Source organism: Flavobacterium pasteuri (assembly GCF_048286615.1).
Taxonomy (GTDB): Bacteria; Bacteroidota; Bacteroidia; order Flavobacteriales; family Flavobacteriaceae; genus Flavobacterium.
Window position 1 is genome coordinate 44,131 of sequence record NZ_JBLVPN010000005.1, and the last position, 22,833, is coordinate 66,963.

Genomic DNA, 22,833 nt, shown 5'->3' on the forward strand with positions numbered 1-22,833 from the left:
AAATGAAAGAGAAAATATCAATTGAGGAATTTGATAGTAAAAAATTCAAGGCTCAAAATGTAGAGTCTGAAGATAATAAAAAGGCCGTAGTCACGCATTATCTCCATAATTATCATAATGGTGTAAAAAAGCATTATGAAAAAGAAGCAAAAAAATATATAAAGGAAATTGTTGAATACAAAAATGAAGAAGAAAACTTAAACATTCTTTATGATGATGCAGAACAATATTTTTTATTTGAAGTCGAAAACATCCCTTTTCCAACACCTAAAGATTATTCTTTTGAATTCATTGATCTTTTTGCGGGAATTGGCGGGTTTAGAATGGCGCTACAAAACTTAGGAGGGAAATGTGTATTTACATCTGAATGGGATAAAAATGCAAAAGTAACATATAAAGCAAATTATGGCGAGACCCCTTTTGGAGATATCACAAGAGATAGTACTAAAAATTCCATTCCTGATAATTTTGATGTTTTGTGCGCAGGATTTCCTTGTCAAGCTTTTTCGATTGCAGGAAAAAGAGGTGGTTTTGAAGACACAAGAGGGACACTTTTTTTCGATGTGGCTGAAATAATAAAATTGAAGAAACCAAAAGCAATTTTCTTAGAAAATGTAAAAGGTTTAAGAAATCATAATGGTGGTAAGACATTAGCTACAATATTGAATGTTTTACGTAATGATTTGGGTTATTATGTGCCAGAACCGCAAATAATTAATGCTAAGAATTATGGAGTTCCTCAAAACCGAGAACGAATATATATTGTCGGTTTTAGAAATGATTTAAATATTGATTCATTTTCATATCCTGAACCTTTAGAAGAAAAAGTTTTTTTCGGAAAAGTAAAAGAAGAAAATGTAGTTCCTACAAAATATTATTTATCTACTCAATATTTGCGAACCCTAGTTAGTCATAAAGAAAGGCACGCAAGTAAAGGAAATGGATTTGGATATGAAATTATCAAAGATGATGAAATATCAAACGCAATTGTTGTTGGTGGAATGGGTAGAGAAAGAAATTTAGTTATTGATAATCGAATAACAGATTATACTCCAACTACTCATATCAAAGGCGAAGTAAATCGTGAAGGAATTAGAAAAATGACTCCAAGAGAATGGGCAAGATTACAAGGTTTTCCTGATAATTTTATAATTCCTGTAGCCGATGCATCTGCTTACAAACAATTTGGGAATTCTGTTGCGGTTCCTGCGATTCAAGCAACAGCAGAAAAAATAATTGATTTGATAAAAGCTAAATTATGATTACAGGAAATAAAGGGGAATGGAGTGAAATATATACTTTATTCAAACTTTTAGGTGATAAAATACTTCAACCAGGGGATGAAAATATCATGAAAATTGAAAATGTATTTTACCCAATAATCAAAATATTACGCTCTGGCACTAATGGGAATTATGAATATTCAATTCAAGATGATATTGTATTGATTTCAGGTAATGAAGAAGTTCTAAGAATTCCTATTCAAGAATTTAAAGAGAAAGCTATTTTTTTATTAAACTTAATAAAATTAAACAGAGAAACTACATTTTCTATTCCTGAAATCGAGCAGTTTATGCTTAGTATTAATTGTATTTCTTTGAAAGCTAATTCTAATACTAAAACTGATATCACAATTGTTGTGCACGATCAAAGAACAAATCAACAACCAACTCTTGGATTTAGCATAAAATCTCAATTAGGAAACCCTTCAACTCTGCTTAATGCAGGAAGAACTACAAATTTTATTTTTAAAATTAATGGATTGAATCTTGATGAAGAAGAAATTAATACGGTTAACGCTATAGAAACTAGAAGTAAGATAAAAGATCGTATTGAGTGTATAGAAAAAATAGGTGGAGTTTTTGAATTTGCCAGAACCGAACAGAAGGTTTTTTCTAATAATTTAGTTTTAATTGATAGTTTACTACCACAAATTTTAGCAAGTATTATTTTTAATTTTTATACGAGTAACTCTTCAAAAATCATTGATTTGATTTCAAAAGTTGAAGAGGACAATCCTTTAAATTTTGATATTTCTGACAAGCATAAATTTTACACATATAAAACTAAACGACTTTTAACGGATATAGCTTTAGGAATGATGCCTTCAAAAGTTTGGTCTGGAGATTATGATGCAACTGGGGGTTATTTAATCGTAAAGGAAAATGGGGATGTTTTATGCTATCATATTTATAATAAAAATGAATTTGAAAACTATTTAATAAACAATACAAAGTTAGATACTGCCAGTTCAACTAGACATGACTTCGGATGTATTTATGAAGAAAATGGGGAGTTATTTTTTAAACTAAATTTACAAATTCGATTTATAAAATGAGCAAACTTAATCAATTGGGAATAACTTTAGGAAAAGGTAAAAAAGCCAATATTATATTCGATAGCTTGTTTCCAAACTTTTTAGATATTAAATATGAAAAACCTTCCGAATATATTTCGATTTATTGGGAAGCCTATAAAAAACTTCCTGAAGGGAATAACAATCTCAATGGGAAGATATTTGAATACATACTTGCGACTTTATGTGTTCGTGAAAATATTTTGCCTTTATATTTAAGTGCTAAAGTTGCATTTGTACCAAATGTTATATATGATTTGATGTTTTATACAACAGAACGAGGTCCAATATGTTTATCTGCAAAGACAAGTTTAAGAGAAAGATATAAACAAGCCGACCTTGAGGCTATTGCTTTAAAATATGTTCATAGAAAAGCTCTAAGCTATCTGGTAACTCTTGACGACACTGAGGCAAAAGGTGTAAAAGCAAAAATTAAAAGCGGAGATGTTATTGGACTTGACAAAGTTGTGGTAGCAACCAGTGAGGAATTCAATGATTTAATAAAGGAATTAAAACAATATATGTTTTCCGATCCTCCAACGGTTAAAGTAATTGAGAGTTCCCAAATCATAACTAAGGAAAAGCTTTTGAGTCTTAAATGATATAATTTTTATCTTGTTCAGAGAGTATGGCAAAAAAAGTACTAGCTTTATATAACGACTTTAAATCGTTATCTCATGGATCGTGTCACACCACAACAACGTTCCAAAAACATGCGAGCCATTCGCAGCACCAACACCAAAGCTGAAGTCCGTTTGGCAAAAGCTTTATGGAATCTCGGCTATCGCTACCGTAAAAACAACAGAACTGTTTTAGGTACACCGGATTTAACTTTCAAAAAATTGAAGATTGCCATTTTCGTTGACAGCGAATTCTTCCACGACAAAGATTGGGAAATCCAAAAAGACCGCGTGAAAACCAATACGGAGTTTTGGCAAAAGAAAATAGAGCGCAATATGCAAAGAGACATTGAAGTCAATAATTATCTCGAATCACAAAATTGGAAAGTCCTTCGTTTCTGGAGTGCGGAGATAGAAAAAAAACTGGAGGATTGCGTGGCTACAATCCAATCCGAAATTATTTTGAGACAAAATCAAAAAGTGCAATCCCAAACTTGAGACAAGAATCCAATCCCTTCCTTAAATCCACTTTTTCTCTCTTTTATTTTCCCAATGTTTTATTAATTGGTTCGGTTTTTTGTGTTTCAATCGGTAAATTTGAGAATAGAACATTAAATAAATAAAAAATGACAGTACAAATCAACACAGACAACAATGTAGAAGGACACGCACGGTTGAAAGCGTATATAGCGGAGGAATTAGGAACAGCTTTGGCGCGTTTTGAAGATAAAGTTACCCGTTTAGAAGTGCATCTTGCAGACGAAAACAGTGATAAATTCGGAATCAACGACAAACGATGCCTTATCGAAGCTCGACCAGTAAATATGCAACCTGTAGCGGTTACCAATCATGCCGATACTACAGAGAAAGCATTTCACGGTGCCTTGGACAAAATTAAAAAAGTGTTGGACACGGCTTTCGAAAAACAGAAAGCGTACTAAATAGTTGCCTTTTGGCAAACAAAAAAATGACACTGTCTAAATAAGATAGTGTCATTTTTTTGTTAGTTATTCTCTGGAGAAAGAGATTGTCTTTTATTTGTCAAACAATAAGGTTGCTAATGCTTCGTCTCTTTTATAGACATCTTCATAGAAATGAACCACGCCATCTGCATCTACCCAAGCAGTGAAATAACCAATGTATACCGGAATTTTGTTTTTGAGCGTGTACCAATATTCCTCTCCGCTGTTCATCGCGCTTTCTATCTTTTCAGGATTCCATTTCTTGTCATCTTTCATAATCGCGGCGGCCAGTTCTTTTGGCTTGGCGACACGAATACAACCGTGGCTAAAAGCACGATCTTCCTTGCCAAATAAACTTTTGGATGGTGTATCATGCAAGTAAATCGCATTCGAATTTGGGAATAAAAATTTCACTAATCCCAATGAGTTTTCAGGCCCTGGTCTTTGTCTTACATTGCTGTCTTTCCATTCCATGTTGTGCTCGGCGAGGTAATTTGGATTCTTTTCAATAGCAGGAAGAATTTCTTTCTTAAGGATACTGGTCGGCACATTCCAATACGGTCTGAACACGATATATTTCATTGGAGCACTAAAAATTACGGTTTTGTGCATGGCTTTTCCCACAACAACTTTAGAGCGTAATTCTGGTTTTCCGTCTCTGAAAAAAGTCAGTTCATATGCTGGAATATTCACCACGATTAATTCCTTGGATTTGGTGATGTCATTCGAAATCCATCGGCAACGTTCCATGTTCACCATTAGGGTTTTAATGCGTTCCGCAACTGATACATTCATATAGTTGATGTGTTCCGGCAGAATCGTTTTGTTCAGCAAATTGCCACTTCTCTTTTTGAATTTCAAAATCCCGGTTGCTAATTCATCATCATAAACGGCACTTTTAGAATCTCGGGAAATATCATCCGTGATAAACAGACGGGTTCTGATTTGGGCAATGGCAGTGGCACTGTCGCCAGGTTTATACGATTTTACATTTGGATCCAGTGCAATGGCTTTCCAGCCTCCTTTTTTTTCTATTTTGCGGTATTCCTGCAACACATCTTTAAGCAGGTAATACTGCTTCAAAACACCTTTTTCTTCTTTGTGAATTAACGAAGGGTTGATCAACAACGAATCTAAATAATTGACATACGATTGTTTTTTTCGAGGTAAAAACCATTCTAACTCTTTCGATTTTTCAGTGCTGATGCCATCGTATACTTTATCTGCATAAAAGAAGTATAGTGCAGAACTCAATAACTCGGTTTCAATACTTGCTTTTTGATTGTCATCCGGATTATCATAAATAGCATCTAATTTTTCCTTGTATGGAATCTCAGTTTCAATTCCTTCCTGACTCAAATTATTTACTTTGTTGTATAGTAAACCTGCAAATTCATTAAGTCCGTCTTTATCAAACCAGATGTAATGAAATTGATGCTTGAGGTATAATTTTTCTACATCTCCTTGATAGCTTTTCAGTTTTGGATATTTCCCAAAGAAAGTATTAATCTGGGTACTGTCAAAAGCAATTTCAACGGTATTTAAACTTGTTTCCTTTTTAGGTTCATTTCCATCTTTCTTTTTACAGGAAATGATGGTGAATAGTATTGCAAAAGCAATAATCAGTATTGGGGAACATAACTTTCTCATAGGTCAACTTTTAATTCGTAAAGAATTTATTTAAGGCTTTACAAAAATACGCCAAATCACGTTTCGTACTACCAGTCTTGAACGGGCTGTGTTTTTCAAGATTGAAAATATGTTTTTAATTTAAAGACACAAAAGAAAAGAAAATGTTTCATAAGTAGTTATTAATAAATGAGTTGTGATTTTATTTTTGTTTTCTGAATGGAATGTTTTTGTCCAATAAGTTTTTTAAAATCCAAAAATTATGAAAAAAATAGTACTACTTTATATAACTATTTTGCTGTTTTTGCCCTGTATTTCAGTAGACTAAGGTGTTGCTTTTGAGGAAAGTCATTGTTTTTTGAGGATATTCCAGCTTGTAAGTATTTCAGATGTTTCACAGAGTTTTTCATCGTAAATGGTACTCCGCTTGAAATGACAAACGAGAATATGAATTGTAATTTGTAGTTTCAAATTATCAGGAGAACCAGTTTTTATACTACCTTGTATCTTAAACACTAAAGGAATACGCATGAATCAATTTTGGGAGGGCGCAAAAACATATTTTAAAACAGCGGGTTTCAGGAAAATAATCAAAAGAGTTGGTTTTTTCTTTCTGGGAGTTGTTGCGCTTTTCCTAATATCTTCAGCGCTTTTAGCACTTTATTTTAACAATAACAAAGCGGAAATTATAACCCAAATCAATGCTAAAATCAACGAAAAAATTACGGGTACAATCGGTATTGGCGATATCAGATACAAGTTTTTAAAGGGCTTTCCCAATATGACTTTGGCGTTAAGCCAAGTAGAGTTGAAAGATAGTTTGTGGGTCATTCACAAGCGCACCTTGCTCAAAGCGGAACAAATAGAGATTCGTATCGATCTTTTGGACTTGCTTTCAAATGAGATTAGCATCGACAAAATCGAAATTCAGCAAGCCACGTTGTATTTGTTTAAAGGAAAGAACGGAATTGTAAATACCGCTATTTTTAGACCTCAGCCAAAAGGCGCAAAAGCAAAAAGCTCGACCACTTCCTCCATCAATGAAGTTATTTTAGACCAAGTGCATTTCATCTCCGAAAATCAATTGGGAAATAAGTTATTCGATTTTGATGTTCTTGCCTTAAGAAGTAAAATAGATTTTGATGATGATAATTGGCATACAAAACTGTATCTAAAAACGCTTGCCAAAAACATGGCTTTCAATACCCAAAGAGGGAGTTTTATAAAGGATAAAATCGTAGAAGGCGTTTTGAAAGTTGACTTTTCGAACCAGAAAAACCAGATTAGTGTTGCAACCGAGAACCTAGAAATAGGGAAAGAGCTTTTTGACATTAAGGCGCATTTTAGTTTAGACAAAAACAAGTCGCCTTTTGATATTGCCATTACCACAAGTATTTTATGGAAGGACGCTTCAGCATTGTTGAGTGCGAATATCAGCAACCGAATCAATCAATTTGACTTGAAAAAGCCAATAGATGTGGGTTGTACGATTATTGGCGATATGAATGCCACGGGAGATCCAGAAATTGTTGTGACCACAAAAATAAAAAATAATGAACTCAAGATACCGGACGGAATTATTACTGACTGTAGTTTTGACGCCAGTTTTACCAACCATTATGAAAAAGGCGCCGGATGTAATGATGTTAATTCTACGATTACTTTAACGAATCTTTCGGGGAAATATAAAACGATTCCTTTTGCAATCCCAATCGGAATTATTTCTAACTTCGAAAAAACAACTGCGGCAGGAAGTTTCAAATCAGATTTTAATGTGGCCCGATTGAATGAGATTGTTACTAAAGATTTTATCCATTTTTCTGATGGTCAAGCCAAAGTGAATCTGGAATTTAAATTTGATATTTTGGATTTAAAAATACAAAAACCGTTGTTCACGGGAAATGTAGCCGTTAAAAATGCAACGGTAAACTATGGTCCGCGGAATTTGACTTTCGTAAAAACAGACATTCAGCTTGACTTTACAGAAGAAGCGCTTTTGATAAAAAAAATTAATTTTAAAGACCGTCGCAACACGGTTTTTATGGAGGGAAAAATTGATAATTTCCTGACCTTGTATTACGAAAATCCTGAAAAAATGATTGTAAATTGGGATATTTATGCTCCTTTTCTGGATGTGAAACAATTTGTAGGTGTCATTACCCGCTCAGGTCAGAAATCCCCCAAAAAGCAGTATAAGAAAGATGATTTTTCAGAAGAACTGTATGCTGTAGTTGATAAATGCCAAGTGGTGTTGCATTTAAAAGCGGACAAAATGGTCTATAGTAAACTACAGGCGACTAATGCTAAAGCCACGGTTTTATTAGTCAATAATCAGTTAATAGTAAAAAATGGCTGGGTGCAGACTTCAGGTGGAACGATTTCTTTTGAGGGGAAATTAGCTCCAAATGGAGATGCTTTCCTTCTAGAATCCAATGCAAAAATCAATCGGGTAGATATTGCCCGATTCCTGACTTCGTTGAATAATTTTGGGATTCAATCCTTTAAACCTAAAAACATAAAAGGATTTCTGTCTGCTTCGGCATCGCTTAAAGGAACGTTGCTTTCTGGAGGACAATTAAAGACAAACTCACTTTCTGGCGCTGCTAAATTTGATGTAATTCAAGGTGCACTGGTCGATTTTGAACCTATTAAAAATATTGGTAAGTTCGCTTTTCCTTTTAGAGATGTCAACAATATCGTGTTCAGGGATTTGTCCGGAAACTTTAAAATCAATGGAGATTTAGTAGATGTAAATGATTTGAAAGTCAGTTCCAATGTTTTAAACTTGGATGTAAACGGCGTGTACTCGTTTAACAGAGGAACGAATTTAGCATTGACAGTTCCTTTAAGAAATCCAAAAAAGGATGAATTTATTACGGATAAAACCGAGAGAGCCGAAAAGCGCAATAAAGGAATTGTATTGCATTTACTGGCAGTTGATGTAGACGGAAAAATAAAAATCAGATGGAATAAAAACCATGAATAAACACTTATATCAGATGAAAAAATTACTCGCACTTCTTATCGTTCTCACTTTATCCGGATGCAAAAGCAGTATGGACCAACAAACAATTTCAAAAACAAACATCAATTCCACACTTGATGCCTGGCATAAAGCCGCAACAGAAGCTAATTATGATGCCTATTTCAGTTTGATGGCTGATGACGCTATTTTCATTGGTACCGATGCGACCGAGAATTGGAATAAAAAGGATTTCCAGGCGTATGCAAAACCTCATTTTGATAAAGGTAGGGCATGGAGTTTTACCGCTTTGGAGCGTCATATTTATTTTGATAAAACGGGAAAAACTGCTTGGTTTGATGAATTGTTGAATACCCAAATGAAGATTTGCCGTGGCTCGGGTGTTTTGGTAAAAATAGGCAAGGGGTGGAAAATAAAACACTACGTTTTGTCAATGACGATTCCAAATGAAAATTCGGATGAAGTTATAAAAGTTAAGGCTTCTCTGGAAGATGCAATGATAAAAACATTGAAATCGAAACAATAAATCCGTATTGCATTTTTGGTAGGATTGTTTTTTTTGCATAAAAAAACCTCTGCTTTAACAGAGGTTTTTTACTAACTATAAATGCTATACTTACCAGATTTTGACTCTTTTCTCTGGAGCCAAATATAAGGAATCAGTAGGTTGTATGTTGAAAGCGGTATAAAACTCAGGAATATTACGCACTACACCATTAACTCTGAATTTTGCCGGCGAATGTGGATCAGTAGCGATTTGATTTCGCAAAGCTTCGTCGCGAGTTTTATTTAACCAACATTGTCCCCAGCTTAATAATACACGTTGTTCACCAGTGAAACCTTCTAAAACGGGCGATTCTTTTCCTTCGAGACTCATTTTGTAGGCTTTTATAGCAATGGATAATCCGCCTAAATCTCCTATGTTTTCCCCTTGGGTAAATTCCCCATTCACATTAAGATCTGGAAATACTTTAAAAGCATTGTACTGCGCCACTAATGCGCCTGTTTTTTGTTTGAAAGCGGTCAAATCTTCAGGTGTCCACCAATTGCGCAACACTCCGTCACCATCAAAGGTACTTCCTTGGTCATCAAAACCATGACCAATTTCATGCCCTATTACCGCGCCAATTCCGCCATAGTTTGCAGCACCTTCCACTTTTACATCAAAGAAAGGTGGCTGTAGTATGGCTGCAGGAAATACGATTTCATTAAGTGGAGGATTGTAGTAAGCGTTTACTGTTTGTGGAGTCATTCCCCATTCAGTTCTGTCAACAGGTTTTCCTAATTTATTAATTTGTCTGTTGTATTCAAAAGTGGTGGCTTTTTGTTGGTTGCCGTACAAGTCGCCTTTTACGACTTTCAAGGTAGAATAATCTCTCCATTTGTCAGGATAACCAATTTTTGGAGTGAATTTAGAGAGTTTGTCCAAGGCTTGTTTTTTAGTTTCAGGACTCATCCAATCCAGATTTTTTATGCTTTCACCATACGCTTTAAGAAGATTTTTAACCAAAAGAGTTACTTGTTCTTTGGCTTCAGGAGAGAAGTGTTTTTTTACATAAACCTTTCCAACGATTTCACCAAGGCTATTGTTTACTCTATCAACACCTCGTCTCCATAACGGTTGTTTTACTTGTATTCCGTTAAGGGTTTTGCCATAGAAATCAAAATTTTCATTGTCTAAAGCGGTGTTCAACGATGTTGCCGTTCCATGAATGGCATTCCATTTCAGGTAGGCTTTCCAAGTGGTTAAAGGTGTTGTTTTTATGATTGTGTTGAGCGATTTGATGTAATCAACTTGTGCAACGACGATGTTTTGTTGGTTCAGGATTCCGGCGTTCTGTAACATACTTGCCCAATTAAAATCAGGCATGAGTTGTTTCAAATCTTTAATAGCATATTTATTGTACAGTTTTACGATGTCACGGGTTTGTTCTTTTTTCATGTGCTGGGTTGCCAAAACAGTTTCTAATACCATGATTTTTTTTGATAAATCAGGTGCATTGGCTATTCCTCCTAGTTGCAACATCTTCTCAATATGGGCTACATATTTTTTTTGAATTTCTTTAGATTTGGCATCTTCAAGAGAATAATATTCTCTATCGGGTAATCCTAAACCACCTTGCCAAGAAATAAGCATGTACTTGGTTGGGTCTTTTAAATCTTCCATTACCGAAACGGAAAATGGAATGTTGCTTCCAGATTTATTGGCGTATCCAAAATAAGCAGCTAGTTCAGTATAGTTGTTTATTGCATCAATTTTTTTGTATTCAGGGAGTAAGGGTGCAATTCCTTTTTGATCCCTTGTTTTAGTATCCATGAAGGCTTCATAAAAGTCTCCGATTTTTTGTTCATCGGATCCAGCTGCAAAAACACCTTTGGAAGAAGCTTCTATAATGGCTTTTACGTCTTCTTGTGATTTTTCATAAACCATATAACCAGCGCCATAAGAGGCTTTATCATCTGGTATTTTAGTGTTTTTTTTCCAGGTTCCGTTGACATAGGTATCAAAATTATCACCTGGTTTAGCTGATGTGTCCATGTTTTCCTTGTTAATCCCGGAAAGGAGCAGGTCTGATTTTTCAAAAGTGTTAAAAGCACCTAGCAACAAAATGGAAGATACCAACACGAGTTGTGTTTTAATTGGGTATGGTTTTAGTTTCATAAGTTGGATTTTAGAATATAAATGTAATTAAAAAAAGAAATGTTTTTATAATAAATTGATTATTAAATACTTAAAAATAAATTATTTTCAATCAAGAGACTTAATCCATTGGTTTTACTTATTTGTATCGTTTTTTAGATGAAATCGATAAATGTTAAAGCACTACAAAATTGGTGCTTTATAGAAGTAAAAGTGAATTGTGATGTCTATTTTAATGAAAGTAAAAATGGTTTCATTAGCCGTTTTATTTTTATTACGGTAAGCTGAAGAGGGTAAAGAACCAAATAATATAATTGCAATGGATAAAACATATTTTCTTATTACAAGATTATTTGTATCGAGGTAAAGAGATATTTTATAGTTTAAAAGTGAATTATCAGTGCCGTTAAGAGTTGAAAGGGTCGTAATTGGACTAATTTTAAAAACGTTTTTTCATTTTTTAGTCTGTTGGTCGTTCGGTCTTATATATTTCCTTAATTTTGCCGAAATATTCTGAAAAAGTGGGAAGCAAAAATAAATTAAAAAGGTTCAAGGAAAACGAAACATTCACTAACGTTTTTCAACCAACGAGAGAAGAGGTAGTAGGAGATTTGTTTCCGCTTAGAGGCAAATGGAATTCGGAATTCTTCAAAAATGAAAATCCAGTAGTGCTAGAATTAGGCTGTGGAAAAGGAGAATATTCAGTAGGTTTAGCTGAAAGATATCCAAATAAAAATTTCGTTGGAATCGATATCAAAGGAGCACGTTTCTGGCGTGGTGCTAAAACGGCTGTTGAAACCGGATTGCATAATGTGGCTTTCATCAGAACTCAAATTGAATTAATCAACCACATTTTTGCCGAAAATGAAGTGGACGAAATCTGGATTACTTTTCCGGATCCACAAATCAAATACAAACGCACAAAACACAGAATGACCAATTCGGAGTTTTTGCAATTGTATAAAAAAATCCTTAAAAAAGAAGGTGTCGTAAACTTAAAAACCGACAGCGAGTTCATGCACGGATACACTCTTGGGTTATTGCACGGTGAAGGACACGAAGTTTTATATGCCAATCATAATGTTTATGTAAATGAGGGAAGTCCGGAAGAAGTGACTACATTTCAAACTTTTTATGAAAAACAATATTTGGAAATTAACAAAGCAATTACGTATATTCGATTTAAAATTAAAGAATAATTTTGCTTTTTTGATCCTCGCATCTTGCCTATGAATTTAATTACTTCCTTGTTTTTGGGTTTTGTTACTGCTTTTGTAGGGATTACACCTCCTGGATTAATCAATATGACAGCCGCCAAAGTGAATCTGAGAGAAGGAAAGACAAGCGCGTATTGGTTTGTTTTAGGAGCGGTAATTGTAATTTTTTTCCAAGCGACACTGGCCATATTATTTGCCAGGTACATTGAAGGCAGACCGGATGTGATTGTTTTACTACGAGAAGTGGGATTTGTTATCTTTTCAGTATTAACCATTTATTTCTTGTTGATTGCCAAAAAGCCAAAAGCGAAGAAAGGGAAAATCAAAAAGAAGAGTACTTCTACTCGTTTTTTTCTTGGAATGTTACTCTCTGCACTTAATTTTTTCCCCATTCCATATTATGTTTTTGTAAGTATCACTTTAGCGTCTTATAATTTGTTTGTGTTTGATATTTCCCATGTTTTTATTTTTGTAACAGGTGTGGTATTGGGTTCTTTTCTAGTTTTTTATTTATATATCACTTTCTTCCAGAAAATAGAAGATAAAACGAATTATATGATGAAAAACATGAATACTATCATAGGAAGTATAACAGGATTGATAGCTTTAATCACCTTGATTAATATTATTCGATATTATTTGAGGTAGTTTTAAACAGCATAAAAACACCGTTTTATTTGATTTTATAAATATGTCAAACGACAACTTTTTTGAACGTGTGTACGCCATCGCTAGACAAATTCCTTACGGAAAAGTGACTTCTTATGGTGCTATTGCAAAAGCTTTAGGAACTGCTCGTTCTGCTCGAATGGTGGGCTGGGCAATGAATGCTTCGCATAATCTTGAAGATGTTCCAGCGCATCGTGTGGTGAATCGAAAAGGATTGCTAACAGGAAAACTTCATTTTGACGGAACAAATCTCATGCAGCAATTATTGGAAAATGAAGGTATAGAAGTTGTTGATAACCAAATTGTGGATTTCGAAAAATATTTCTGGCAACCGGAAGTTAGGATTGAGTAATCGGTAAGAGTGAATGCATCAGCTTTGTTGTGGTCCAAAAGCGATATTTTCTCGAATAATCGCCCTCAATTTCTTCATCAATAAATGCAATACAAATTCTTTATAATAAGAACTTTTCATAGTATCTTTGTAATCTGAAATCAGTTTAAATAAAGATAATATTCTGGCGCTAAAATGCCAATAGAAAACAGTAAACTAAAAATGAAATTAGATAGAAAAGACATTCTTAAAGCTTTAGAAACGATTACTATAGCTGGAGAAGGGAAAAATATGGTTGAAAGTGGTGCAATAGCAAATGTGATTACTTTTGGTGATGAGGTTGTAGTGGATTTAGTATTACACACGCCGGCGATGCATATTAAAAAACGTGCAGAAGACGATATCAAAAAAACAATTCTTGAATTAGTATCTCCGGATGCAAAAATCAAAATCAATAGTAAAGTTGAGGTTCCGGACAAACCAGAAATCAAAGGAAAATCAATTCCAGGAATAAAAAATATTATCGGAGTTGCTTCTGGTAAAGGTGGAGTAGGAAAATCTACAGTTACTGCAAATCTAGCGGTATCATTAGCAAAAATGGGTTTTTCGGTAGGAATTCTGGATGCCGATATTTACGGACCATCCATGCCAATCATGTTTGACGTAGAAAATGAAAAACCAATCTCTGTAACAGTTGATGGGAAATCAAAAATGAAACCGGTTGAAAGTTATGAAGTGAAAATTCTTTCAATTGGATTTTTCACGGCACCAAGTCAAGCGGTAATTTGGAGAGGGCCAATGGCTTCTAAAGCGTTGAACCAAATGATTTTTGATGCAGACTGGGGAGAATTGGATTTCATGTTAGTCGATTTGCCACCAGGAACAGGAGATATTCACCTTTCAATCGTGCAATCATTGCCAATTACGGGTGTTGTAATAGTAAGTACTCCACAAGCAGTAGCTTTGGCCGATGCTAAAAAAGGAGTTTCAATGTTCATGTCTGAAGCTATAAATGTTCCTGTTTTAGGAATTATTGAAAACATGGCGTACTTCACACCGGAAGACTCGAGCGAAAGTGAACAGGCGAAGCAATTACTTGAAAATAAATATTACATCTTTGGAAAAGAAGGTGCCAGAAATCTTGCAGAAGATTTAGAAGTTCCATTCCTTGGCGAAGTGCCAATTGTACAATCTATTCGTGAAGCAGGAGATTACGGTCGTCCGGCTGCGATGCAAACAGGTTCAATTATCGAAACTGTTTTCGAAGAAATCACTAGAAACGTAGTACAGGAAGTAGTAAGCAGAAACGAAAGTTTACCTGCGACTGAGGCTGTTAAAATTACAACTATGGCCGGTTGTTCCGCAGTAAAAAAATAGAAGTTAGAATGGTTGAAATGATTTTTAATCGTTCAATTTTCTAATCTTTCAATCTTTAAATAAAGAAAATGACAACAGAAGAATTATTAGTAGAAGTTCAAAAAGCACTGGAAGAAATCAGACCTTTTTTGAATTCTGACGGCGGTGATATCACACTGATTTCTATCGAAGACGACAAACATGTAAAAGTACGTCTCGAAGGAGCATGCACCAGTTGCAGTGTAAACCAAATGACATTGAGAGCCGGCGTGGAAACCACCATCAAAAAGTTTGCACCACAAATAGAAACTGTTGTAAATATTCTATAATATTTTTGGGCGTGACCCTTTTAAGAAAAAAGGCTACTCGATATAATGGGTAGTTGCCTTTTTTCTTAAAAGCGTCGGGCTATCGCGCTACTTCGGTAGCTGGCTATTATCCCTCACGCACAAACAATTCCCATTCCAAAAGTATACAATTGATTAACAAACCAATTCCAAATTTAAAAAAATGGATGTATTAATAAAAATTAAAGATAGAGAAGGAGTAGTGCATGAATTACAGGCTCCTACGGATATGGCCATGAACATCATGGAATTATGTAAAGCCTATGAACTTCCTGTAGAAGGAACTTGTGGCGGAATGGCCATGTGTGCTTCTTGTCAATGTTATGTTCTTAATGATGTAGCTTTGCCGGAAATGGGCGATGATGAAGAAGCGATGCTTTCAGAAGCATTTTACGTAAAATCAAACAGTCGTTTGGGATGTCAAATTCCAATCACGGAAAGCCTCGAAGGATTAGAACTGGAGCTGGCTCCGGAAAATTAATAAAAAAGCGTTTGCCTCGGCAAACGCTTTTTTATTTGTAATCTTTCAGATTTGTCGGACCTTCAAGTACTTCTCTTACAACCTGAAGAATGCCATTCTCCTTTGTGTCGATAAACCATTTTATAAGTGTTATAGTTCCATTTACAATTTCAATTCCAGTGATGCTTCTAGGATGTACGCAGCTTCCGTCATTGAAGTAAGGTGTCGTGTTCTGACTTGGATAAGAAAAACTAGGTCGATGAGTATGGCCCACAATAGTAATTTTTCGATTATTGTTCTCAATCCATTTTTTGATGCGCAGTTCGATTTTTATTCGTTCTACATAATTTTTAGCGGGACTTGTGGGATCAGATATCCCCCAAATTTGCAACGGTTTCCATAAGATGCGCACCATAAATCTATTGATTTTCCAACCCACATAATTCATGAAATCAGCTTGATGACCATGAGTTAAAAACAATTCCTGATTGGTTTCCTGATTTACTAAAACGATGGCCTCATGGCATTGTATGCCAGTGAATAAAGGTTCAATTCTGTTGTTTTGGGTGTTTGTATACGTCGTAAGTGTTTTTTCTACATGGTCTTTATTTCGAAAAGTCATTTCGTGATTACCCCAAATTTTATAGTACCTATTAGAATCATGAAATTTCTTGAGTAAAAGATAGACGTTTTTGTGTGCTTCGAAAATAGTTTTAAAAAAAATATTCTCCCATAATTCATCCCCATCACCCAGCTCACAATACGTAAAGCCATCGTTATAATATTGGGTCATCGCATGAAAATAGACGTTTCTATTGCTGGCAAAATCATCAGCAAAACTATTGTCGCTTCTGTGGCAGTCACTAAAAAGGATAAATTTTGATTGATTGTCAAAAGGAACTCTTTTGGCTTCTTTGTAAGCTTTTGTTAATCGTTCTTGGGAGGACATTTATTTATTTTAGATATTAAAGATAAAAAAAATAGCGAAGAAAGCTGTTTTTTCATTGATTCTTCTTTTACCAAATTGTTTTTAATTGCTTAAAGCTGTTGCTGCTTTTGGTAAAATTCGTTCTACAAATAAAGAATACGCTAATTCCGAAGGATGCAGTCCATCTTGGGCTACAAGATTTTTATTGATCAAACCTTGTCTGGTGATGTCGGTTATATTTATAAACACTATAGCATTGTCATCACAGTATTTTTTTGCAAAAGCATTATACTGATCTATTGCTGTAGAAATTGTAGACAGTTTCCCTGATGCTTGGCCAAAAGGAGTACAGGCATAATCTGGAATAGAAACTACAATTATATTCGTTTTGTCTCCTTTTGCAAGCTTAATAGCCTTATTTACTAATTCAGGAAATTCTTTTTCATATAACGAAAAAGGCTTATTTTGATATTGATTATTTACGCCTATTAGCAGTGTGACCAAATCATAATTAGAAGTTGGATTTTGTGTATTTATCGCCGAAATTAAATTGGTGGTAGTCCATCCGGTTTGTGCGATAATTTTGAGGGAATAGGTATTGTTAGGATTTAAATTACCTAAATTTTTTGATAATTGTGTTGGGAATCTGCAGGTTTCACAAACGCTCTGTCCAATGGTATAGCTGTCTCCAAGTGCTAAATAATTGTAGGTTTTCGCTTGTGTTTGCGGAGATTTAATTATTGGTGTGGGAGTTGTTTGAGGAATTGGGCTTTCGGTGCTGCAGCCCGCAATAAAAAGCAGAAAAAAGAACGCAACTATTACTTGGAATTGTTTTTTCATTATTTTGAAATTTGATAGAATTCATTTCTAAATAATAGTTACGTTTATTAGGAAGTATTGGATTTAAGCCAGTTCTACTTTCAGAATAAGGGACTCTTCTATGGCATCCCACAATCCGATACGTCTTTCTAAAGCCATTTTCGATACTTCTTCTACATCAGACCATTTTTGAGCATCAGTCCCGCAAAGTTCAGTTATCATTTTCATTGCCATTGGGCCATGATCATCAGCATCTAATTCGATATGTCTTTCAAAATAATAAATCAGTTTGCTCAAATCAGTTTGCGGAAAATTTTCTTGAAAGTTTTTCAGAATAGCGGTAAACATACTTGGGATTAAATCTTCTCTACCAAAAGTGAATGCAGCTGCAATTTCATGAGATTTTCCTTCGTCAATAACTCTAAAAGTAAAGTCTAAGAAAGCTTTAATGTTAGGGTGTAAATTGCTTTTTTTGATGGCAACAAATATGTTTTTAAGCGAATTTACTTCAGATAAAAAATGTGCGATTCCAGAAGTATCTGCTCCACAAGCTTCCATCGCTTCAATATACATTTCATAATGACTTTGGCGACGACCGTCAATTGTTAAATCAGATTCTTCGGCAAGGACTATTTCGTTTATCAAATACCTTGTTTCAGGATTTTCAGTGGCGAACCAAGGAGTTGTTGTACATGTTAATTTAGACTGTAATGCTTTTAATAAAGACATGAAATCCCAAACTGCATACACATGATTTTCGAGAAAACACTTTAAGTCATCAATTGTTTTTACTTTTTTATATAGAGAATGTTGTAACAATAGTTCTTTTTGGGGCTGAATGCTATTGTTGATTGTTTCAATATTCATAAGTGGTATTTTTATGTAAATATAAAAAAGCTTCTCGTTTCCAAGAAGCTTTTTCTATCAATTTTATAAATACTTTAATAGTCGTTTACTACTACTTAAAAGCAGGAATTCCTGTGATATCCATTCCGGTTATTAGCAAATGAATGTCATGGGTTCCTTCATATGTAATTACAGATTCTAGATTCATCATGTGACGCATGATTGAGTATTCGCCTGTAATCCCCATTCCGCCTAGCATTTGTCTGGCTTCACGAGCAATATGAATTGCCATATCTACGTTATTTCTTTTGGCCATAGAGATTTGTGCAGTTGTTGCTTTGCCTTCATTTCTCAAAACACCTAATCTCCAAGTCAATAATTGTGCTTTAGTGATTTCAGTAATCATTTCTGCTAGTTTCTTTTGTTGTAGTTGAGTTCCTGCAATAGGTTTGTCAAACTGGATTCTTTCTTTTGCGTAGCGCAACGCCGTATCATAACAATCCATAGCTGCACCAATGGCTCCCCAGGCAATTCCGTAACGTGCTGAATCAAGACAACCAAGCGGTGCTCCTAGTCCAGATTTATTGGGTAATAAGTTTTCCTTTGGTACTTTTACATTGTCAAAGATTAATTCTCCAGTTGACGAGGCACGAAGTGACCATTTGTTATGTGTTTCCGGAGTAGAAAAACCTTCCATGCCGCGTTCTACAATTAAACCGTGAATTCTTCCGTCTTCATTTTTTGCCCAAACAATAGCAATATCAGCAAACGGAGCGTTTGAAATCCACATTTTGGCACCATTCAATAAATAATGGTCGCCCATATCTTTAAAGTTTGTAATCATGCTGCCTGGATCTGAACCGTAATTAGGTTCTGTTAATCCAAAACATCCCATGTATTCTCCTGTAGCTAACTTAGGTAAGTATTTTACGCGTTGCTCTTCATTTCCGTATTTCCATATTGGATACATTACTAAAGATGATTGTACAGATGAAGTGGAGCGAACTCCAGAATCACCGCGTTCAATTTCCTGCATAATTAAACCATATGATATTTGGTCTAATCCTGCACCACCATATTCTTCTGGAATGTAAGGACCAAAACCACCTATTTCACCCAAACCTTTAATGATTTGTTTTGGAAATTCTGCTTTTTGAGCATATTCTTCTATAATAGGAGATACTTCACGTTTTACCCATGCACGGGCAGAATCACGTACTAGTTTGTGTTCTTCTGTTAATAAATCGTCTAAGTTATAATAATCTGGAGCTTGAAATAAGTCTGGTTTCATGGTTTGGTAATTTTATATGACGCAAATTTACATAAAGAAATATAACAAAAGCATCAACAAATGTTATATTTTTTTATTTTAATCAAAAATTACGAATTTTGTAATCAAATATGGTGTTTTTCAAAGCATGATTTTAATGAAAAATAGCATTGCCTACTAATTTACAACAAAATTGTTAATTGCACTTTCAAGTTTATTTTAAATAATGCCGTTGATGTATTTAGATAGAGTACAAAATTACATTTTCAAATAAAAATCTTTTGTCAATTCGATGTATTCTGAGGTGTATAGTTGTCTTGAGGTTTCGATAATCAATTCATCAATAGTAATGACGGCGTTTTCATTTCGGCTTAAAGCCAATAAACTGCGTTTGATCTCAGTAGTTGGAGTTCCTTTTACGTGAGTGATTTTTAAAGGAAATAATTCGTATGCTGTGGCTAGAGCCAAGAAATTTTCTTCTTCTTTAAAAGGAATTATGACAGCGAAAATTCCGTTTTCAGAAAGTAACAAATCAGCAGCTTCTATTAAATCTTCAAAAGGCATAGCGTCAGCAAAACGGGCTAGATCGCGCTGTTCGTTATCAGATTTATAATCTTCAGTGTAAAAAGGAGGATTGGAAACAATTAAGTCGTATTCGTCTTCTGGTTCTTCTACAAATTCGTCTAAACCGGCATGAAAACAAAATAAGCGATCACTCCATGGAGAGTTTTCAAAATTATCTACTGATTGTTCGTAGGCTTCTTCATCGATTTCTAAAGCGTCAATTTGTTCCGCGTTACTTCTCTGCGCAAGTATTAAAGCGATGACACCAGTTCCAGCTCCAATATCTAAAATGCTACAGGGATTATTGTTAATTGGTGTCCAAGCACCAAGAAGAACTCCATCGGTGCCAATTTTCATAGCGCAACGATCTTGTTCAACAGAAAATTGTTTAAATTGGAATTTAGACATGAAGACAAAAAAATTAAACCTTTAAGAAATTAAGAAAAAAACTTAATGAACCTTAATTTCTTAATGGTTCAAAAAATAAACTAAACGTACATTTCAATCAAGCCTTCAGGCAAGTCCATAATGACTTTTTTGTTTTCCCTGTCAATTTTTACAAGGAAATGGTCAATCATTGGAATAAGAATTTCTATTTCGCCGTTTAAAACTTCAAATAGTGGCTGAGCAGTAGTGTCATTTATGGATTCAATTTTTCCAACAACACCAAGGCGTTTGTCTTCAACTTCAAAACCAATTACTTCATGGAAGTAAAATTTATTGCCGGTAAGTTTTGGCAACATATTTAAGGGAAGATATAAGTCGTTACCTATGACAGCATCGGCATCTTCTTCGGTATTCATATCTTCAAAACGAATTCTAAGAAAGTCGTTTTTGTGCAGTGAACTACTTTCAATAAAAAAAGGAACCAAGTGTTTGTTGCATTCAACAAACACTGATTCCAAGTTCTCGTATAACTCAGGTTCGTCCGTGTCTAAATAGGCAAGGACTTCTCCCTTGAAACTAAATTTTTTAGCGATTTTACCTAAGTAGAAACAATCTTCTTTACGCATCTTCGCCTTCTAAAATTACGCTTCAGTTGTTTCGTTATTTTCTTCTGCAGCAGGAGCTTCTTCAGCTTCAACTTCAGCTACTTCTTCTTCAACAGCTGGAGTTGCAGCAGCAATAGCATCAGCCTCTGCTTGTGCAGCAGCAGCTAAACGTTTTGCATTTACTTCTTGTTCTGCTTTGAAAGCTTTTGCTTTATCAGCAGCTTGTGCTTTAGTCAATCCTTCTTTTTTAGCGTCAACTTTTCCAGCTTTAGCTTCTAACCAAGCTGCTAATTTTGCGTCCGCTTGTTCTTGAGTTAAAGCCCCTTTACGAATACCTCCATCAAGGTGGTGTTTCAATAAAGCACCTTTGTAAGAAAGAATAGCTTTAGCAGTATCAGTAGGTTGAGCACCATTGTGCAACCATTTTACTGCGCTATCAAGGTTCAATTCGATAGTTGCTGGGTTAGTGTTTGGATTGTAAGTACCAATTTTTTCTAAGTATTTACCATCTCTTTTTGAGCGTGCATCTGCAGCTACAACCCAGTAAAAAGGTTTTTGTTTTTTACCGTGTCTTTGTAATCTAATTTTTACTGACATAATCTTGTGATTAAATTTTGAGGTACTCGACCTCGATTAATTAAGGGTGCAAAGATACATTTTTTATCGATAAATACTAATTCGATTGGTATTTTAATGAACAGTAATGTTTTAGGTTTGGCTGTTGTTTTATTTTTAATGCAATTTTATTTTTTTAAGGTCTAATGTCATACTTTTGTTGCTCTAAAAGATGCGTTTGTGAAAAAATATTTTTTGTTAATTGTCTTGCTTTTTTCTTTAATCTCTTGTGAAGAGGACATTAGTTTTAATAATCCTTCGCTTCAAGGCATGAAGGATAATATATTTTGGCGTGGCGTACAATCTAGAGCAACACTAGCAACTGATGGATCCTTGCTCATAGAATCTTTTACAGCAAATGAAACACTATCCTTAAAAACTACTTCTACTACTGCTCAAACTTATTTTTTAGGAACCAGTGAGTCTAAAAAAGCAATTTATACAGTAACTGATCCTACGAATGGTTTGGTCACTTTTTCTACTGGTTTTGGTATAGGAGAAGGCCAGATAGTGATAACTCAATATGATGCTGTTAATAATACTGTTACAGGTACTTTTAAGTTTAATGCTAAAAATACAAATAGTAACTCGTTAGCCAGTCCGGTTGTTAATTTTCAACATGGAGTCTTTTATAAGGTTCCTGTAGTTAGTTCTCTTGCTCAGTAATCTATGAGGAGTTGGTTTGTTAAAATGCCTAATCATTTGCTTTAGGATGTTCATTTCCTTTTTTTGAAATTAAAATAAAAACATAAATAAGCTAATATATAGTAGATTAGAAAAAAATTAGAGTACATTTGTTCTATTATTTAAATAAGTACATATGAATATTTTTGTTGGAAGCCTTCCATTCAGTATTGAGGAAGCAGATTTAAGAGAGTCTTTCGAGGCTTACGGAGCAGTTGATTCAGTTAAAATTATTACTGATAAATTTACTGGAAGAAGTAAAGGATTTGGTTTTGTTGAGATGCCAAATGATGACGAAGCTCAAAAAGCAATTGATGAATTGAATGGTGCTACTGTTCAAGGACGTGCGATTGTAGTAAACAAATCTGAGCCTAAACCAGAAGGTGAAAGAAGAAGTTTTAACAATAACAGTCGTGGTGGAGATTCACGCGGTGGTTATGGTGGTGGAAACAGCCGTGGTGGAGATAACCGTGGTGGTGGAAACAGAGGAGGATATTAATATTTTTTTCTAGCTATAAAAAAAGGTGTCAATAAAATTGACACC

Annotated in this window: 24 protein-coding genes; 15 read left to right on the forward strand and 9 right to left on the reverse strand. The window is 34.6% G+C overall.

The features are described from left to right. Positions 1 to 2: 2 nt before the first annotated feature. The 5 genes from ACNQF6_RS08790 (at position 3) to ACNQF6_RS08810 (ending at position 3,917) form a co-directional block, all read left to right on the forward strand. Entirely contained in the window at positions 3 to 1,262 is a 1,260-nt protein-coding gene (locus ACNQF6_RS08790) for a DNA cytosine methyltransferase (protein WP_417965099.1), read from the forward strand. After that, positions 1,259 to 2,338 (forward strand): HpaII family restriction endonuclease, encoded by a 1,080-nt coding sequence (locus tag ACNQF6_RS08795; RefSeq protein ID WP_417965101.1) that lies wholly within the window; start codon positions 1,259 to 1,261, stop codon positions 2,336 to 2,338. Before ACNQF6_RS08790 ends, ACNQF6_RS08795 begins: the two co-directional genes overlap by 4 nt. Further along, positions 2,335 to 2,958 (forward strand): PDDEXK family nuclease, encoded by a 624-nt coding sequence (locus ACNQF6_RS08800; RefSeq protein WP_417965103.1) that lies wholly within the window; start codon positions 2,335 to 2,337, stop codon positions 2,956 to 2,958. Before ACNQF6_RS08795 ends, ACNQF6_RS08800 begins: the two co-directional genes overlap by 4 nt. A gap of 75 nt (positions 2,959 to 3,033) precedes the next feature. Further along, entirely contained in the window at positions 3,034 to 3,474 is a 441-nt protein-coding gene (locus ACNQF6_RS08805; RefSeq protein ID WP_417965105.1) for a very short patch repair endonuclease, read from the forward strand. Positions 3,475 to 3,602: 128 nt separating this feature from the next. Next, positions 3,603 to 3,917, forward strand: coding sequence for an HPF/RaiA family ribosome-associated protein (locus tag ACNQF6_RS08810; RefSeq protein WP_099713737.1), 315 nt, complete (start codon positions 3,603 to 3,605; stop codon positions 3,915 to 3,917). 93 nt (positions 3,918 to 4,010) lie between these two features. Here ACNQF6_RS08810 and ACNQF6_RS08815 read toward each other — a convergent pair whose 3' ends face one another. Further along, positions 4,011 to 5,588, reverse strand: coding sequence for a L,D-transpeptidase family protein (locus ACNQF6_RS08815; RefSeq protein WP_417965107.1), 1,578 nt, complete (start codon positions 5,586 to 5,588; stop codon positions 4,011 to 4,013). A gap of 508 nt (positions 5,589 to 6,096) precedes the next feature. On the opposite strand from ACNQF6_RS08815, the gene ACNQF6_RS08820 reads away from it, so the two are divergent. Both ACNQF6_RS08820 and ACNQF6_RS08825 read left to right on the forward strand, forming a co-directional pair. Then, the gene (locus ACNQF6_RS08820; protein WP_417965109.1) at positions 6,097 to 8,553 is read left to right on the forward strand and encodes an AsmA family protein; all 2,457 of its coding nucleotides are present in this window, start codon (positions 6,097 to 6,099) and stop codon (positions 8,551 to 8,553) included. A gap of 13 nt (positions 8,554 to 8,566) precedes the next feature. After that, the gene (locus tag ACNQF6_RS08825) at positions 8,567 to 9,076 is read left to right on the forward strand and encodes a nuclear transport factor 2 family protein (RefSeq protein WP_417965111.1); all 510 of its coding nucleotides are present in this window, start codon (positions 8,567 to 8,569) and stop codon (positions 9,074 to 9,076) included. A 90-nt stretch (positions 9,077 to 9,166) separates the two neighbouring features. On the opposite strand, the gene ACNQF6_RS08830 is transcribed toward ACNQF6_RS08825, so the two are convergent. Further along, positions 9,167 to 11,212, reverse strand: coding sequence for a M13 family metallopeptidase (locus ACNQF6_RS08830; protein WP_417965113.1), 2,046 nt, complete (start codon positions 11,210 to 11,212; stop codon positions 9,167 to 9,169). 500 nt (positions 11,213 to 11,712) lie between these two features. On the opposite strand from ACNQF6_RS08830, the gene trmB reads away from it, so the two are divergent. The 6 genes from trmB to ACNQF6_RS08860 all read left to right on the forward strand — a co-directional run bounded on the left by trmB (position 11,713) and on the right by ACNQF6_RS08860 (position 15,592). Continuing rightward, positions 11,713 to 12,390 (forward strand): tRNA (guanosine(46)-N7)-methyltransferase TrmB, encoded by a 678-nt coding sequence (trmB, locus tag ACNQF6_RS08835; protein WP_417965490.1) that lies wholly within the window; start codon positions 11,713 to 11,715, stop codon positions 12,388 to 12,390. Between the two features lie 30 nt (positions 12,391 to 12,420). Beyond that, complete coding sequence (locus ACNQF6_RS08840; protein WP_417965115.1) at positions 12,421 to 13,056, forward strand: LysE family transporter; 636 nt, start codon at positions 12,421 to 12,423, stop codon at positions 13,054 to 13,056. 43 nt (positions 13,057 to 13,099) lie between these two features. Further along, a complete protein-coding gene (locus tag ACNQF6_RS08845) occupies positions 13,100 to 13,429 on the forward strand; it encodes an MGMT family protein (protein ID WP_305628889.1) in 330 nt (109 codons plus the stop codon). Positions 13,430 to 13,630: 201 nt separating this feature from the next. Next, positions 13,631 to 14,785, forward strand: a complete 1,155-nt coding sequence (locus ACNQF6_RS08850) for an Mrp/NBP35 family ATP-binding protein (protein ID WP_417965117.1) — start codon at positions 13,631 to 13,633, stop codon at positions 14,783 to 14,785. 68 nt (positions 14,786 to 14,853) lie between these two features. Then, on the forward strand, positions 14,854 to 15,093 hold the full coding sequence (locus tag ACNQF6_RS08855; RefSeq protein ID WP_091172742.1) for a NifU family protein: 240 nt from the start codon (positions 14,854 to 14,856) through the stop codon (positions 15,091 to 15,093). A 181-nt stretch (positions 15,094 to 15,274) separates the two neighbouring features. Continuing rightward, positions 15,275 to 15,592 (forward strand): 2Fe-2S iron-sulfur cluster-binding family protein, encoded by a 318-nt coding sequence (locus ACNQF6_RS08860; RefSeq protein WP_035668621.1) that lies wholly within the window; start codon positions 15,275 to 15,277, stop codon positions 15,590 to 15,592. Between the two features lie 31 nt (positions 15,593 to 15,623). On the opposite strand, the gene ACNQF6_RS08865 is transcribed toward ACNQF6_RS08860, so the two are convergent. The 7 genes from ACNQF6_RS08865 to ACNQF6_RS08895 all read right to left on the reverse strand — a co-directional run bounded on the left by ACNQF6_RS08865 (position 15,624) and on the right by ACNQF6_RS08895 (position 21,587). Further along, entirely contained in the window at positions 15,624 to 16,520 is an 897-nt protein-coding gene (locus ACNQF6_RS08865) for a serine/threonine protein phosphatase (protein WP_417965119.1), read from the reverse strand. A gap of 81 nt (positions 16,521 to 16,601) precedes the next feature. After that, entirely contained in the window at positions 16,602 to 17,339 is a 738-nt protein-coding gene (locus tag ACNQF6_RS08870) for an SGNH/GDSL hydrolase family protein (RefSeq protein ID WP_417965121.1), read from the reverse strand. Between the two features lie 63 nt (positions 17,340 to 17,402). Continuing rightward, entirely contained in the window at positions 17,403 to 18,185 is a 783-nt protein-coding gene (locus ACNQF6_RS08875; protein ID WP_417965123.1) for a DUF3050 domain-containing protein, read from the reverse strand. A gap of 91 nt (positions 18,186 to 18,276) precedes the next feature. Next, on the reverse strand, positions 18,277 to 19,455 hold the full coding sequence (locus ACNQF6_RS08880; RefSeq protein WP_417965125.1) for an acyl-CoA dehydrogenase family protein: 1,179 nt from the start codon (positions 19,453 to 19,455) through the stop codon (positions 18,277 to 18,279). A 237-nt stretch (positions 19,456 to 19,692) separates the two neighbouring features. Continuing rightward, positions 19,693 to 20,406, reverse strand: a complete 714-nt coding sequence (locus tag ACNQF6_RS08885) for a tRNA1(Val) (adenine(37)-N6)-methyltransferase (protein ID WP_417965127.1) — start codon at positions 20,404 to 20,406, stop codon at positions 19,693 to 19,695. 80 nt (positions 20,407 to 20,486) lie between these two features. Beyond that, a complete protein-coding gene (gene rimM / locus ACNQF6_RS08890; protein WP_417965129.1) occupies positions 20,487 to 21,011 on the reverse strand; it encodes a ribosome maturation factor RimM in 525 nt (174 codons plus the stop codon). A 15-nt stretch (positions 21,012 to 21,026) separates the two neighbouring features. Continuing rightward, a complete protein-coding gene (locus ACNQF6_RS08895) occupies positions 21,027 to 21,587 on the reverse strand; it encodes a 30S ribosomal protein S16 (RefSeq protein ID WP_035668607.1) in 561 nt (186 codons plus the stop codon). Positions 21,588 to 21,785: 198 nt separating this feature from the next. On the opposite strand from ACNQF6_RS08895, the gene ACNQF6_RS08900 reads away from it, so the two are divergent. After that, a complete protein-coding gene (locus ACNQF6_RS08900; protein ID WP_417965130.1) occupies positions 21,786 to 22,271 on the forward strand; it encodes a DUF6252 domain-containing protein in 486 nt (161 codons plus the stop codon). Positions 22,272 to 22,425: 154 nt separating this feature from the next. Then, positions 22,426 to 22,788, forward strand: coding sequence for an RNA recognition motif domain-containing protein (locus ACNQF6_RS08905; RefSeq protein ID WP_099713722.1), 363 nt, complete (start codon positions 22,426 to 22,428; stop codon positions 22,786 to 22,788). Positions 22,789 to 22,833: the final 45 nt, after the last annotated feature.